Genomic DNA, 13,404 nt, shown 5'->3' with positions numbered 1-13,404 from the left:
GCCCGCCGGGGTCAGCGCAGGCCCGGCGCGCGGCGCAGGCCTGTCTGGATGATGCGGTCGACCAGGGCGGGGTAGTCGACCCCGCTGGCCGCCCACATCTGCGGGAACGCCGAGGACGGGGTGAACCCGGGCAGCGTGTTGATCTCGTTGACGTAGACGCGGCCGTCGTCGCCGTAGAAGAAGTCCACCCGCGCCAGCCCTTCGCAGCCCAGCGCCTCGAACGTGCGCGCTGCCTCGCGGCGGATCTCGGCGACCACCTCGGCGGGCAGGTCGGCCGGGATCGTCAGGGTGCTGGTGGACAGGTACTTGGCCTGGAAGTCGTAGAAGTCGAAGCCCTCGGCGACGTGGATCTCGGCGGGCAGCGAGGTCTCGGGCGCGCCGCCGTCGAGTGACTCCAGTACGCCGCACTCGATCTCGCGGCCGGGCACCGCCGCCTCGACGATCACCTTGGGGTCGTGCGCGCGCGCCGACTCGATCGCGGCGACCACGGCGTCGGTGTCGGCGGCGTCGGCCACCCGGGTGATGCCCATGCTGCTGCCGCCGCGCGCGGGCTTGACGAACAGGGTGTCGCCGAGTTCGGCGATGTCGTCCAGCACCCGCTTGCGCTCGCCGCGCCAGGCGCGGTCGGGCACGGCCACGTAGCGGCCGGTGGGGATGCCGTGCCCGGTGAACAGGGTCTTCATGAAGATCTTGTCCATGGACGCCGCGCTGGCGAAGACCCCGGCGCCGGCGTAGCGGACGTCCATCATCTCGAAGAGGCCCTGGACGGTGCCGTCCTCGCCGAGGGGGCCGTGCAGCAGCGGCAGGACGACGTCGATGCCGCCCAGCGGCCGGGGCGCCTCGCCGTCGGCGAGGACCATGAGGTCGGCGGCGCCGCTGAAGGGCACGGCCAGGCGGGGGCCGGAGCCGTCGACCTCGGGGAGCCGGCCGTCGACGATCGCCAGCCGCTCCAGCTCGGCCGAGGACAGGGTCCACTCGCCCGCGCGGGTGATCCCGATGGGCACGATCTCGTAGCGGTCGGTGTCGATCGCCGAGATGACGCCGCCCGCGGTGACGCAGGAGATCTCGTGCTCGGTGCTGCGCCCGCCGAAGACGACGGCCACCCGGATTTTACGCTGCTCGGCCATGCTGCCCGACCCTATCTCGCCCTATCTGCCAACAGGAACCGGTTGGTCCCGGTTGCGGCCGTTCGTTCCCCGGTCGTGTCCCGGTGCCCGGTTGGCGGGCCGCCCGGTCGTCCCGTGGCCCGACGGCCCCGTCTCATCTTGCGGCCTGACCGGCGCCGCAGCGGTCCAACGCCGCCAGCGCGTCGCCGATCAGGTCGCGCGCGTCCTCCAGGCCGATGGAGAACCGCACCGCGCCCGGTCCGATCCCGGCCTTCTCCAGCGCCTCGTCGCTCATCTGGCGGTGGGTGGTGGAGCCGACGTGGCCCACGAGCGTGTGCGTGCCGCCCAGCGAGGCCGCGACCATGGCGGTGCGCACGCCGTCGGCCAGCGCCATACCCGCCTCGCGGCCGCCGCGCGGGGTCACGGTCACCACCGCGCCGAACCGCCCGGCGTCGAACAGCCGCGCGGCGAGCGCGTGCCCGGGGTGGCCGGGCAGGCTGGGGTGGGCCACGCTCTCCACGGCGGGGTGGGCGGCGACGGCGGCGGCGAACTCCGCGGCCGTGGCGCACTGGCGGGCCATGCGCAGCGGCAGGGTCTCCAGGCCCCGGTGCAGCAGGAACGCCTCGTCGGGGGCCAGGCACGGCCCCAGGTCCACGCGCGCCGAGCGCACCCGCGCCATCACCTCGGGTGTGCCCACGGCCACGCCGCCCGTGGCGTCGCTGTGCCCGCCGATGTACTTGGTGGCCGAGTGCACGACGATGTCGGCGCCGTGCTCCAGCGGCCGGCACACCGCCGGCGAGGCGAAGGTGGAGTCGACCACCAGCGCGGCGCCCGCGTCGTGGGCGATGCGGGCCAGCGCGGGCAGGTCGGACACCGTCATGGTGGGGTTGGACAGGGTCTCGGTGAACACCACGGCGGTCTCGGGCCGCACGGCGGCGGCCACGGCGGCGAGGTCGGTGATGTCCACGAAGTCCACGGCCACCCCGAAGCGCCGCAGCAGGCCGTCCAGCAGCGAGTAGGTGTTGCCGTAGATGGAGTGCGAGGCCACCACGTGGGAGCCGGCCATGGTCAGCCCCAGCAGCACGCTGCTGATGGCGCCCATGCCCGAGGAGAACGCCTCGCCGCGCACCTCGCGCCCGCCGGCCTCCATGGCGGCCGCCGCCCGCGCGAAGGCGTCGGAGGTGGGGTTGTCGATGCGCGAGTAGGAGTAGCCCGGCACGGTCCCGGCCAGCACGTCGGCGTAGTCCCGCGAGGTCGCGAACTCGAAGGTGGTGGTGCGGTACACCGGCGTGCGCAGCGGCCGCTCGGCGGGCGGCGGCCCGGTGGGCAGCCGCACGGCGCGGGTGTTCTCGCCGGGCCGCCCGTCCTGCCGGTGCTGCCGGTCCCGCTGGTTCTGCTGGTCCTGCTCGTGCATGGTGGCGCGTCTTTCCGTTCCGCTGGCCGCGCCGGTGCGGCGCGGCGTGCCCCCCGGGGGCCTAGACCCCGTAGCGCTCGGGCTTGGCGCTGCGCGACATGAAGGCGGCGAGCGCCTCGGCCGGGGAGAGGTCGTGGTGCATCATCGCCACCACGGCCTCGGTGATGGGCATCTCGACCCCGGCCTCGCGGGCCAGGGCCAGCACCGACTCCGAGGACTTGACCCCCTCGGCGGTCTGCCGGGTCTCGGCCACGACCTCCTCCAGGGTCATGCCCTGGCCGAGCTTCTCGCCGAAGGTGCGGTTGCGCGACAGCGGCGAACTGCACGTGGCCACCAGGTCGCCCAGGCCGGCCAGCCCCGCCAGGGTGTGCTCGTCGGCGCCCAGGGTCACGGCCAGCCGCACGGTCTCGGCCAGCCCCCGGGTGATCAGCGACGCCTTGGCGTTGTCGCCGAAGCCCATGCCCACGGCCACGCCCACCGCCAGCGCGATGACGTTCTTGACCGCGCCGCCCAGCTCCACCCCGACCAGGTCGGTGGCGGTGTAGGGGCGGAAGTAGGCGGACTTGCAGATGTGCTGGAGGCGCACCGCCGTGGGCTCGTGCGGGCAGGCCATGACGGCGGTGGCGGGCTGGCGCTGGGCGATCTCGCGGGCGAGGTTGGGGCCCGAGACCACCGCGACCTGCTCGGCGGGGACCGCCAGGACGTCGGTGACGACCTCGCTCATGCGCAGCGAGGTGCCCAGTTCGATGCCCTTCATCAGGCTGACGACCACCGCCGAGGGGGCGATGTGGGCGCGCCAGGCCACCAGGTTGCCGCGCAGGGTCTGGGAGGGCACGGCGAGCACCACGAAGTCGGCGCCGCGCAGCGCCGCGGCGGGGTCGGTCGTGGCGGTCAGCGCGGGGTTGAGCGGGATGCCCGGGAAGTAGTCGGGGTTTTCGTGGCGCTCGTTGACGGCGTCGGCCACGGCGGCGCGCCGGCCGCACAGCACGACCTCGGCGGCCCCGGCGTCGGCGACCACGTTGGCGAAGGCGGTCCCCCAGGAGCCGCTGCCCATGACCGCGACCTTGGGCGCGCGGACCGGCTGGGTGTCAGCGCTCACCGGCGGGTCGTCCCCTCGCCGTTGGCGGTGCCGTCGAGGGCGCCGTCGGCGGCCGGCCGGTCGGCGGCGGGGTCGGCGGGGAGGGGGTCGGCCGGGACGGGGGGCGCCGCGCCGGCGGGGTCGGCGGCCTGGACCTCGGGCGCCTCGGGGGCCGCCGGGGCGGCCTCGCCCGCCGCGTCCCGGTCGCCGTGGGCGCCCTGGCGCTCCCGGCGCATGTCGTAGGGCTCGGCGGGCGGGACCTCGCCGCGCAGGCCGGCCTGGAGGTCGGTGATGGCGCGCATGATCTCGGCGGTGGCCTCCTTGAGGACCGTCGCGGTCATGGGCCTGCCCATGTAGGCCGACAGGTCCACCGGCGGGCCGGCGACCATCTGCACCCGCTTGCGCGGGAACGGCCGCAGCTTGGCGGTGCCGTAGCGCAGCAGGTGCTGCTCGCCCCAGTGCGCCAGCGGCACGACCGGCACGCCGGTGCTCAGCGCCAGCCGGGCCACGCCGGTGCGGGCGGTCATCGGCCACAGGTCGGGGTCGCGGGTGCAGGTGCCCTCGGGGTAGAAGATCACCGAGGCGTTGTCGCGGGTCAGCGCGAGTTCGGCCTCGTGCAGCGCCTTCACGGCGTCGGTGCTGCCGCGCTTGACCGGGATCTGGCCGGTGCTGCGGGCCACCGCGCCCACCAGGGGGATGCGGAACACCCCCTCCTTGGCGGTGAAGGTGGGCCAGCGGCGGGCGCCGATGTAGAGGTAGTGGGCGATGGTCAGCGGGTCGGCCATCGACAGGTGGTTGGCGGCGATGATGACCCCGCCCTCGCGGGGGACGTTCTCGGTGCCCTGCCACTCGGGCCGGGTGACCAGGCCGAGGACGGGGCGGACGATGGCGGCCACGACCGTCTTGACCCACTGCACTTCGCGCTGCTTAGCCACGGGCTCCTCCGTTTCGACCCTGCGTCGCCGATGTGGCGCACCGGACCCGCCGGCGCGCGCCGCGGCGCCGTGCCGTGTCCCTCGGGTGGCCGCATGCGGCCGGTCCAGTCTAGGCGGACGGGGCGATTGCCCATGTCCGACCCGATTTGAGCGTTCGCGGCGCCGCGCTCGCGGGGGCGCGGGCGGCGGCGCGGGGACGCCCTGGCACCAGTGTCCCCCAGCGGGGCCGCCGCATGCCCGCGCGCCCCGCCCGCACCCGGGTCCGCGCCCCGCCGCGCGCGGCCCGGACGGCATAGCCTGGCGGAGCGGGGGCGGGCCGGTGACCAGGCGGTCCGGCGAGTCGAGGAGGGGCGCGATGCCGCCGTTGGATGATGACCGCCGCTGGTCGCTGGTGGTCCCGGTGAAGCGGCTGGCCGCGGCCAAGTCGCGCCTGGCGAAGGCGGCGGGGCCGGCCCGCGCCGACCTCGCGCTGGCCGTCGCCTGCGACACGGTGATGGCGGCGGTGTCCTGCCCGCGCGTGGGCGCGGTGTTCGCGGTCACCGACGACGACCGCGCCGCCGCCGCGCTGGCCGGCCTGGGCGCGCGCGTGGTGCGCGGCGAGCCCGGCACCGGGCTGAACCCCGCGCTGGTGCACGGCGCCGCCGCCGCGCGGCGGGAGTTCCCCAACTGGGGCGTGGCCGCGCTGTCGGCGGACCTGCCCGCGCTGCGCGCCGGCGAACTGGAGCGGGTGCTCGACGCCGCCGCCGGGCACCCGGTGGCGTTCCTGCCCGACGCCCCGGGGGTGGGCACCACGCTGTATGCGGCGCGGCCCGGCGCGGTGTTCGCCCCGGCGTTCGAGGGCGCCTCGCGCGCGCGCCACCGCGCGGCCGGGGCGGTCGAACTCGACGGCTCGCGGGCGCCCAGCGTGCGCCGCGACGTGGACACCCCTGAGGACCTGCGGGAGGCCGCCGCGCTGGGCGTGGGGCCGCACACGGCCAAGCTGCTGGCGCGCACCGCCTGGTGAGGGCGGCCCCCTGCCGGTCCGCGCGCGGACCGGCGGGCGGACCCGGCGGGCGGCGCCCCGGTGATCGGCGGAGGGCTCCGCGAACACCGCGGCGCCCGGGTCCTCTCGGGGGACCCGGGCGCCGACGGCGCGCGGCCGTCGCGGGACTACTTCTTCTCGCCGTTCACCAGGGCCTTGAAGTCGGCCCCGGGGCGGAACTTCGGAACGAAGCTCGCCGGGACGTTGATGGTCGCCCCGGTGGCGGGGTTGCGGGCCTCGCGAGCGGCGCGCTCGGACTTCTCGAAGACGCCGAACCCCGTGATGGCGACCTTGTCGCCCGAGGCCACGGTCTTCTGGATCGTCTCCAGCACCGCGTTCACGGCTTCGGTGGCGGTCTTTCGGTCGCCCATACGTTCAGAGATGGCGTCGATCAGGTCACGCTTGTTCATTGGTTCCTCCGGTTCCCCCTTGCTCGCACGAAATTAGGGGACACCCGGCCTCCGACACAAACACAAACGCCCGTGAATTCAGCGTGTCGGGGGGTCTTCGGCCTGCTGAGCAAGCTCCTGGAGCATCGCGTCGAGCCGCGCGGAGGCGCGCACCGGATCCCTTTTGACCGCCTCCGTGACCGTCAAAAGCCTACGTATAACCGGAATCCGGACACCGTCGGGCAGTGCGTTGGCGCGGCGGTGCGCTTCCCGCAGCCGCCGCGCCAAGTCAAGGTAAAATTCTGCGGAATCCGGTTCTACTGGGTGACCGGAAGCCATGCGTGGCGCCGCTTCTCGTAGGCGTCGATGTCGTCGGTGTGGCGCAGCGTGAGGGCGATGTCGTCCAGCCCCTCCATCAGCCGCCACCGGGTGTAGTCGTCCAGTTCGAACGGCTGCGCGATCCCGGGCGCCCGCACCTCGCGCTCGACCAGGTCCACGGTCACCTGGGTGGCGGGGTCGGCCTCGACCGCCGCCCACAGCCGCTCCACCACCTCCTGGGGCACCACCACGGTCAGCAGCCCGCCCTTGAGCGAGTTGCCGCGGAAGATGTCGCCGAAGCGCGGCGCGATCACGGCCTTGAACCCGTAGTCCTGGAGCGCCCAGACCGCGTGCTCGCGCGAGGACCCGGTGCCGAAGTCGGGGCCGGCCACCAGCACGCTCGCGCCGGCGTACTCCGGCTTGTTCAGCACGAACTCCGGGTCGTTGGCGCGCCAGGCCGCGAACAGGCCGTCCTCGAACCCGGTGCGGGCCACCCGCTTGAGGTAGACGGCGGGGATGATCTGGTCGGTGTCCACGTTGCTGTAGCGCAGCGGCACGGCGCTGCCGGTGTGGACGGTGAACTTCTCCATGTCGGCTATCAGTCCCTTGTGTCTGCGTGCGGCGCGGGCTACAGGTCGGCGGGCGAGGACAGGGTGCCGCGCACGGCCGTGGCGGCGGCGACCAGCGGCGACACCAGGTGGGTGCGCCCGCCCTTGCCCTGGCGGCCCTCGAAGTTGCGGTTGGAGGTGGAGGCGCTGCGCTCGCCCGGCTTGAGCTGGTCGGGGTTCATGCCCAGGCACATGGAGCAGCCGGCCTCGCGCCACTCGGCACCGGCGGCGGTGAACACCTCGCCCAGGCCCTCGGCGTTGGCCTGCTCCTTGACCCGCATGGAGCCCGGCACCACCAGCATCCGGACGTTGTCGGCGACCTTGCGGCCCTTGATGACCTCGGCGGCGGCGCGCAGGTCCTCGATGCGGCCGTTGGTGCACGAGCCCAGGAACACGGTGTCGACCCGGACCTCGCGCAGCGGGGTGCCCGGCGCGAGGTCCATGTAGGCCAGCGCCTTCTCGGCGGCGGCGCGCTCGGTGGGGTCGGCGAAGGACGCGGGGTCGGGCACCGCGGAGTCCAGCGGCGCGCCCTGGCCGGGGTTGGTGCCCCAGGTGACGAACGGGCTCAACCGGTCGGCGTCGAGCACGACCTCGGTGTCGAAGACCGCGTCGTCGTCGGTGCGCAGCCCGCGCCAGTGGGCCACCGCGGCGTCCCAGTCGGCGCCCTGGGGGGCGTGGGGGCGGCCCTTGATGTAGTCGAAGGTGGTGTCGTCGGGCGCGATCATGCCCGCGCGGGCGCCGGCCTCGATCGACATGTTGCAAATGGTCATCCGGGCCTCCATGGACAGCTCCCGGATGGCCTGGCCGCGGTACTCGATGACGTAGCCCTGGCCGCCGCCGGTGCCGATGCGCGCGATGACGGCGAGGATGATGTCCTTGGCCGTGACGCCCTCGGGCAGCGAGCCGTTGACGGTGACCGCCATGGTCTTGAACGGCGCCATCGGCAGGGTCTGGGTGGCCAGCACGTGCTCGACCTGGCTGGTGCCGATCCCGAACGCCAGCGCGCCGAACGCGCCGTGGGTGCTGGTGTGGCTGTCGCCGCAGACCACGGTCATGCCCGGCTGGGTCAGGCCGAGCTGCGGGCCCACCACGTGGACGATGCCCTGGTCGATGTCGCCCATGGGGAACAGCCGCACGCCGAAGTCGGAGGCGTTCTTGCGCAGGGTCTCGATCTGGGTGCGCGAGACCTTGTCGGCGATGGGGCCGAGGATGTTCTCGGTGGGGACGTTGTGGTCCTCGGTGGCGATGGTCAGGTCCGGGCGGCGCACGGGGCGCCCGGCCAGTCGGAGCCCCTCGAACGCCTGCGGGCTGGTGACCTCGTGGACGAGGTGCAGGTCGATGTAGAGCAGGTCGGGTTCGCCCTCGGCACGTCGGACGACGTGCTCCTCCCAGACCTTCTCGGCCATCGTGCGAGCCATGTGCCACGTCTCCTCGCGTGTTGTGAAACTGCTGGGGAAGGCTGGTCGCCGCCGTGCATGTGATCGGCCCCGCCGCGGCGACCACGCGCGCCCGGCCTGGTGAGCGCCGCGGAGCGCGCGGGCCGGGCGACTTGCATTCCAAATAGCGAGACGGCAATATCAAGCCATGGACAACTCTAGCTCATCCAGCGGCGTCGGTGTGCTCGACAAGACCATGTCGGTGCTCGACGCCCTGGAATCGGGGCCCGCCACCCTCGCCCAGCTCGTGCGCATCACCGGTCTGGCCCGTCCCACCGCCCACCGCCTCGCCGTGGCCCTGGAGCGCCACCGCATGGTCACGCGCGACCCCCAGGGCCGGTTCGTGCTCGGTCCCCGGCTGGGCGAACTGTCCATCGCCACGGGCGAGGACCGGCTGCTGGCCGTCGCCACCCCGGTGCTGGCCCAGCTCCGCGACCTCACCGGCGAGAGCGCCCAGCTCTACCGCCGCCAGGGCGACTCCCGGGTGTGCGTGGCCGCCGCCGAGCGCACCAGCGGGCTGCGCGACACCGTGCCGGTGGGCAGCGAACTCCCCATGACCGCCGGCTCGGCCGCCCAGGTGCTGCTGGCCTGGGAGGACCCCGCGCGGGTGCGGCGGCTGCTGGCCGCCGCCCGCTTCAACGAGAACGCGATCCAGTCGGTGCGGCGCCGCCGCTGGGCGCAGAGCGTCGGCGAGCGCGAGCAGGGCGTGGCCTCGGTGTCGGCGCCGATCGTGGGGCCGGGCGGCCGGGTGATCGCGGCCATCTCGGTGTCGGGGCCCATCGAGCGGCTCACCCGCACGCCGGGGCGGCTGCACGCCCAGGCGGTCACCTCGGCGGCCGAGAAGATCAACGAGGCGCTGCACACCCAGGAGCCGGCCGCGGTGTAGCCCCTCATGTAGGCCCTCGTGTAGGCCCCCGTGGAGGCCCCGGCGCCCCGGGGGCGGCCCCGCCGGGCGCCGCGCGGGCCGGCGGGCCGCTCAGCCGCCGTCCTCCTCCAGCGGCACCCGCAGCACGCGGTCGTCGTCGGCGGCCGGGTCGCCCCGGCCGTCGCGGTTGCTGGTGGCCGCCCACAGGCCTGCCCCGCCGGGAGCCGGCACCACGGCCCGCAGCCGGCCGTACTCCCCGGTGAACAGCGCCTCGGGCTCGCCCAGCGGGGTGTCGGCCTGGCCGGTGAGGGGCATGCGCCACAGCCGCTCGCCGCGCAGCGCCGCCACCCACAGCGAGCCGCCGGCCACGGCCGCGCCGCTGGGCGAGGACTCCTCGGTGGTCCAGGTGACGACCGGGTCCACGAGGTCGTCAGGGGCGTCGGGGCCGCCCACGCCCTCGACCTCGGGCCAGCCGTAGTTGCCGCCGGCCTCGATCACGTTGACCTCATCGTAGGTGTCCTGGCCGAACTCGGTCGCGAACAGCACGTCCTCGGGCCCCCAGGCCAGGCCCTGCACGTTGCGGTGGCCGTAGCTGTAGACGAGGTTGTCGAACGGGTTGCCGTCGGCGGGGCGGCCGTCGGGCGTCATGCGCAGGATCTTGCCGCCGAGGTCGCCGGTGTCCTGGGCGCGGGACTCCCGGCCGGCGTCGCCCGTGGCGGCGTAGAGCAGCCCGTCGGGCCCGAACGCCAACTGCCCGCCGTTGTGGTGGTCGGCGGCGGGGATGCCCTTGACCAGCACCCGCGACTCCCCCAGCGCGAGGTCGCCGTCCCGCCCCCACTCCAGGTCGATGCGGGCGATGCGGTTGTCGGAGCGGGCGGTGTAGTAGACGTAGACCTTCTCGGGCCGCTCGCCGTAGGGGTCCAGCGCGATGCCCAGCAGCCCGCCCTCGCCCCGGGGGCGCACCCCCGCCACGGTGCCGACCTCGCTGACGCGGCCGTCGTCGGCGACGCGGATGACGCGGCCGGAGTCGCGCTCGGTGGCCAGCGCCCCGCCCGAGGGCAGCGCGGCGATCCCCCAGGGGACCTCCAGGCCGGTGGCCACGGTCTCAGGCTCGCCCGGGGGCACCAGGCGGCCGGTGGGGCCGGTGGACCCGCCGCCGGGGGTGTCGGACGCGGTGGTGCCCGAGCCCTGCTCGGAGCCGCCGGGCGCGCCGCCGCAGCCCGCCGCCAGCACGGCCGCCAGGAGGGTCGTCAGCGCGAATGCGCCGGTGGCACGGTGTGCGGGGCGGCGCCCGGGCTGGGAAGGGTCCATGGGTGGGGGCATGCCCGCTGCGGGGCGCGGCCGAACGTGCGCGAAGGCGGCGGGCGGAGAGGGGGGCCGCCCGCCCCGTCCTGGCGGGCGGACCCCGGTGGGGCGGTCCGCCACCCGCTCCGGTGGCGTCCCGTCCGCACACACCGGAACACTAGAGCGGCCTGGTGACAGAATCGGTCGCGCGGCCGGAGGTGTCGAGCGAATTCCGCAACCTGGCCGCCAGGTGGACGGCCCAGCGCCGGTAGCCCTCGGCGCCGGGGTGGAACCCGTCGGCGGCGAACACGCCCGCCCCGCTCAGGGCCGCGCGCGGGAACGCCGCGTGGCCGGCGCCCGGGACCCGGGCCGCCACCGCCCGCAGCCGGGCGTCGAGGTGGCGCGAGCGCAGGCCCAGCAGCGGGCGCAGCGGCCACGGCAGCGCCGGGAAGAGGTCCAGCGGCGGCACCGCGCTGAACAGCACGGCCGCGCCCGGCCAGTGGGCGCGCGCCCCGGCGGCGATGGCGGCGGCGGTGCGGGCGAAGGCCCGCCCGGAGGTCATCCGGGTGACGTCGTTGACGCCCACGACCACCAGCACGAGGTCGGGCCGCCAGGAGGTGCCGGCCTCCTCGGCGGCGGCCGCCAGCAGCGGGCCGGCCACCCGCGCGGCGTCGGCCCCCGAGCGGGCGGTGGCGCGCCACTCCACGGCCCGGCCGGTGGCGGCGGCCAGTTCGGCGGCCGTCCGCCCGGGCACGCCCTCGGCCAGGGACGCCACGCCCACGCCGGCGGCCGAGGAGTCGCCCAGCACCAGCAGCCGCAGGGGCGGGGAGGCCGGGGCGGGGCCGGCGGACCCGGCGGGGGCGGCGGGCGCGGTGCCGCGGGTGCCCCGCGCCGGGGGCAGGGTGAGCGCGGTGCGGCGCACCCGGCGGCCCTGCACCAGCAGCACCGGGGCGGCGGCCCAGACCAGTGCCTGGGCCGCGGTGAGCAGCGCGGTCCTCACCGGGTGCCGTCCGCCGCCGAGGCGGGCGCAGCGGGGGCGGCCGCGCCCCGCGCGCGGCGGCGGGCCAGCCGGTCGAGGGCGCGGCGGGTGCCGCGGTCGATCGGGACCGTGCCCAGCGCCCGGCCCAGGCCGTGGGCGGGCATGTTGAGGTAGACGGCTTCGTAGCCGGCGTGCGCCGCGCCCTCCGACTGGGGCGCGCCGACCTCGTAGGTCTCGTGCCACACGCCGGCCCCCGCGCCGCCCTCGCGCAGGTAGCGCTGCCAGGCGGCGCTGTGCAGGGGCCGGCGGGCGTAGTCCAGCAGCGCCCGCGTGCTCTCCCAGTACTGCACGACGGTGACGCCGCGCGCCGAGGGCAGGACGCGCGAGTGGAGCAGGCCCAGGGCGGGGTCGGACCGGAGTTCGGCGTCCATCCTGACGAAGGCGGCGTTGACCCACATCCAGCGGCGCGGGCGCAGCAGCGCGTTGACCCGCACGCCGAGGAGGAAGACGGTCAGGCTCTCGCGGGGCTCGGTGGTGGTGCGCACCACCTGGGTTTGGGGCATGCGGTCCGTCCTTAGCGTCACCGGTCCGGCCGGCGGCGCGGGCGGACCCCGTTGGATAGTTTCACTCTCCAGCTTGGAGAGTAGTACTCTCCAACAGAGGAAGGCAAGGGGGTTCTCATCCGGTGCGGATTTCGGAACTGAGCCGGCGCAGCGGGGTGCCGGTGGCGACCATCAAGTACTACCTGCGGGAGGACCTGCTGCCCAAGGGCGAGGCGGTCTCCACCACGCAGGCCGACTACTCCGAGGCCCACCTGCACCGCCTCCGGCTGGTGCGCGCCCTGGTGGAGGTCGCCGAGGTGCCGCTGGCCCGCATCCGCGCCGTGCTGGCCGCGCTGGACGACCCCGGCCTGGACCTGCACACGGTGCTGGGCACCGCGATCTTCGCCATGAGCCCCGCCCCTGAGGACCGCCCCGGCGACCCCGACTGGGACCGCGCCGCCGACCAGACCGCAGAACTGCTGGCCGAGCTGGCCTGGCGCATCACCCCGGGCTCGCCCGCGCGCGCCCAGTTGACGCAGGCGCTGGCGGCCATGCAGGCGCTGGGCCGCCCGGCCACTCCCGAGATGCTGCGGGGCTACGCGGCGGCCGCGCACCAGGCGGCGCGCCTGGACGTGGCGTGCATCGACCCCGAGGCGCCGCGCGAGGAGGCGCTGCTCTACGCCGTGAGCCTGTCGGCGCTGATGGAGCAGTCGCTGGGGGCGCTGCGCCGACTGGCGCAGGAGGACGTGTCGGCCGCGAGGTTCGGCGCGGCGGCGCCGGGCGCGCAGGGCCGGGAACCGGGCACGGAGCCCCGGTAACGGCAACGGCCCTCACCGGTGCGGATGAGGGCCTGATGCGCGTGTCAGTGTGGTACCCCCGAGCGGATTCGAACCGCCGTTACCGCCTTGAGAGGGCGGCGTCCTAGGCCACTAGACGACGGGGGCGTGTGCAGCGGGTCCTACTTTATCGGACCGAACCGGGTGGTCGGGCCGCGTGCGCGGCGGCGGCCGAGCGCCGCACCCGCCCAGCAAAAAAGCCCCCGCGCGAAGCGGAAGCCTCTTCACCTGGTGCGGTCCTGCTGCGTACCCCCGAGCGGATTCGAACCGCCGTTACCGCCTTGAGAGGGCGGCGTCCTAGGCCACTAGACGACGGGGGCCGGTTGTGATCGCCTGGGCGATCGAGCCGATGGCCGACTCGTAACTGGCCTTCGCGACGGAAGGCCATGGCTGGGGTACCAGGACTCGAACCTAGACTAACTGAACCAGAATCAGTCGTGCTGCCGATTACACCATACCCCAGTGCTTTCGGAGGGAGTCGGGGAGTTCCGTTCGCCGGTCCCGCTCCCCCTCGGCGCAGGCATTACTTTAGCGGACATCCGGAGTGCTCGCGAACCGATAACCCGGCGGCCACCCGCCGGCGGCCCGGGGGC

The 13,404-nt window shown here is 75.1% G+C and carries 14 protein-coding genes and 3 tRNA genes; 3 read left to right on the top strand and 14 right to left on the bottom strand.

Going from position 1 to position 13,404, the window contains the following annotated elements; all coding sequences use genetic code 11:
- Nucleotides 1–11: 11 nt before the first annotated feature.
- The 4 genes from LG943_RS01970 to LG943_RS01955 form a co-directional block, all read right to left on the bottom strand.
- Complete coding sequence (locus tag LG943_RS01970) at nucleotides 12–1,127, bottom strand: D-alanine--D-alanine ligase family protein (protein ID WP_270070391.1); 1,116 nt, start codon at nucleotides 1,125–1,127, stop codon at nucleotides 12–14.
- Between the two features lie 133 nt (nucleotides 1,128–1,260).
- Complete coding sequence (locus LG943_RS01965) at nucleotides 1,261–2,520, bottom strand: trans-sulfuration enzyme family protein (RefSeq protein ID WP_270070390.1); 1,260 nt, start codon at nucleotides 2,518–2,520, stop codon at nucleotides 1,261–1,263.
- A gap of 61 nt (nucleotides 2,521–2,581) precedes the next feature.
- On the bottom strand, nucleotides 2,582–3,574 hold the full coding sequence (locus LG943_RS01960) for an NAD(P)H-dependent glycerol-3-phosphate dehydrogenase (protein WP_270070545.1): 993 nt from the start codon (nucleotides 3,572–3,574) through the stop codon (nucleotides 2,582–2,584).
- 41 nt (nucleotides 3,575–3,615) lie between these two features.
- Nucleotides 3,616–4,533 (bottom strand): lysophospholipid acyltransferase family protein, encoded by a 918-nt coding sequence (locus LG943_RS01955; protein WP_270070389.1) that lies wholly within the window; start codon nucleotides 4,531–4,533, stop codon nucleotides 3,616–3,618.
- A 355-nt stretch (nucleotides 4,534–4,888) separates the two neighbouring features.
- On the opposite strand from LG943_RS01955, the gene cofC reads away from it, so the two are divergent.
- Nucleotides 4,889–5,536, top strand: a complete 648-nt coding sequence (gene cofC, locus LG943_RS01950) for a 2-phospho-L-lactate guanylyltransferase (RefSeq protein WP_270070388.1) — start codon at nucleotides 4,889–4,891, stop codon at nucleotides 5,534–5,536.
- Nucleotides 5,537–5,682: 146 nt separating this feature from the next.
- On the opposite strand, the gene LG943_RS01945 is transcribed toward cofC, so the two are convergent.
- From LG943_RS01945 to leuC, 4 genes are all read right to left on the bottom strand, one after another.
- Complete coding sequence (locus tag LG943_RS01945; protein ID WP_179767216.1) at nucleotides 5,683–5,964, bottom strand: HU family DNA-binding protein; 282 nt, start codon at nucleotides 5,962–5,964, stop codon at nucleotides 5,683–5,685.
- 78 nt (nucleotides 5,965–6,042) lie between these two features.
- Nucleotides 6,043–6,282, bottom strand: a complete 240-nt coding sequence (locus LG943_RS27810; protein ID WP_449337973.1) for an SCO5555 family protein — start codon at nucleotides 6,280–6,282, stop codon at nucleotides 6,043–6,045.
- Nucleotides 6,261–6,851 carry a 3-isopropylmalate dehydratase small subunit gene (gene leuD, locus LG943_RS01940; protein WP_270070387.1) on the bottom strand — a complete coding sequence of 197 codons (591 nt, stop codon included), beginning with the start codon at nucleotides 6,849–6,851 and terminating at the stop codon, nucleotides 6,261–6,263. Before leuD ends, LG943_RS27810 begins: the two co-directional genes overlap by 22 nt.
- A gap of 38 nt (nucleotides 6,852–6,889) precedes the next feature.
- Nucleotides 6,890–8,287 carry a 3-isopropylmalate dehydratase large subunit gene (gene leuC, locus LG943_RS01935; protein ID WP_270070386.1) on the bottom strand — a complete coding sequence of 466 codons (1,398 nt, stop codon included), beginning with the start codon at nucleotides 8,285–8,287 and terminating at the stop codon, nucleotides 6,890–6,892.
- Nucleotides 8,288–8,501: 214 nt separating this feature from the next.
- On the opposite strand from leuC, the gene LG943_RS01930 reads away from it, so the two are divergent.
- On the top strand, nucleotides 8,502–9,191 hold the full coding sequence (locus LG943_RS01930; RefSeq protein WP_270070544.1) for an IclR family transcriptional regulator: 690 nt from the start codon (nucleotides 8,502–8,504) through the stop codon (nucleotides 9,189–9,191).
- Nucleotides 9,192–9,281: 90 nt separating this feature from the next.
- Here the strand turns inward: LG943_RS01930 and LG943_RS01925 are convergent, their stop codons facing one another.
- The 3 genes from LG943_RS01925 to LG943_RS01915 all read right to left on the bottom strand — a co-directional run bounded on the left by LG943_RS01925 (nucleotide 9,282) and on the right by LG943_RS01915 (nucleotide 11,996).
- A complete protein-coding gene (locus LG943_RS01925; RefSeq protein WP_270070385.1) occupies nucleotides 9,282–10,481 on the bottom strand; it encodes a PQQ-dependent sugar dehydrogenase in 1,200 nt (399 codons plus the stop codon).
- Nucleotides 10,482–10,632: 151 nt separating this feature from the next.
- Nucleotides 10,633–11,454: an SGNH/GDSL hydrolase family protein gene (locus tag LG943_RS01920; protein WP_270070384.1), complete on the bottom strand. Its 822-nt coding sequence runs from the start codon at nucleotides 11,452–11,454 to the stop codon at nucleotides 10,633–10,635.
- Complete coding sequence (locus LG943_RS01915; protein ID WP_270070383.1) at nucleotides 11,451–11,996, bottom strand: DUF4188 domain-containing protein; 546 nt, start codon at nucleotides 11,994–11,996, stop codon at nucleotides 11,451–11,453. The genes LG943_RS01920 and LG943_RS01915 overlap by 4 nt, the downstream gene beginning before the upstream one ends.
- 122 nt (nucleotides 11,997–12,118) lie before the next feature.
- Here LG943_RS01915 and LG943_RS01910 point away from each other — a divergent pair, with 122 nt between their 5' ends.
- Nucleotides 12,119–12,793 carry a MerR family transcriptional regulator gene (locus tag LG943_RS01910; RefSeq protein ID WP_270070382.1) on the top strand — a complete coding sequence of 225 codons (675 nt, stop codon included), beginning with the start codon at nucleotides 12,119–12,121 and terminating at the stop codon, nucleotides 12,791–12,793.
- A gap of 50 nt (nucleotides 12,794–12,843) precedes the next feature.
- On the opposite strand, the gene LG943_RS01905 is transcribed toward LG943_RS01910, so the two are convergent.
- The 3 genes from LG943_RS01905 to LG943_RS01895 form a co-directional block, all read right to left on the bottom strand.
- Nucleotides 12,844–12,919, bottom strand: a tRNA-Glu gene (locus LG943_RS01905).
- A 139-nt stretch (nucleotides 12,920–13,058) separates the two neighbouring features.
- Nucleotides 13,059–13,131 (bottom strand) — tRNA-Glu (locus LG943_RS01900).
- 67 nt (nucleotides 13,132–13,198) lie between these two features.
- Nucleotides 13,199–13,273: transfer RNA gene (locus LG943_RS01895), tRNA-Gln, on the bottom strand.
- Nucleotides 13,274–13,404: the final 131 nt, after the last annotated feature.

This window comes from Streptomonospora mangrovi (genome assembly GCF_027604915.1).
GTDB lineage: Bacteria > Actinomycetota > Actinomycetes > Streptosporangiales > Streptosporangiaceae > Streptomonospora > Streptomonospora mangrovi.
Note: the sequence above shows the minus strand (reverse complement) of the source record. Positions and strands in the feature narration are given on the sequence as shown.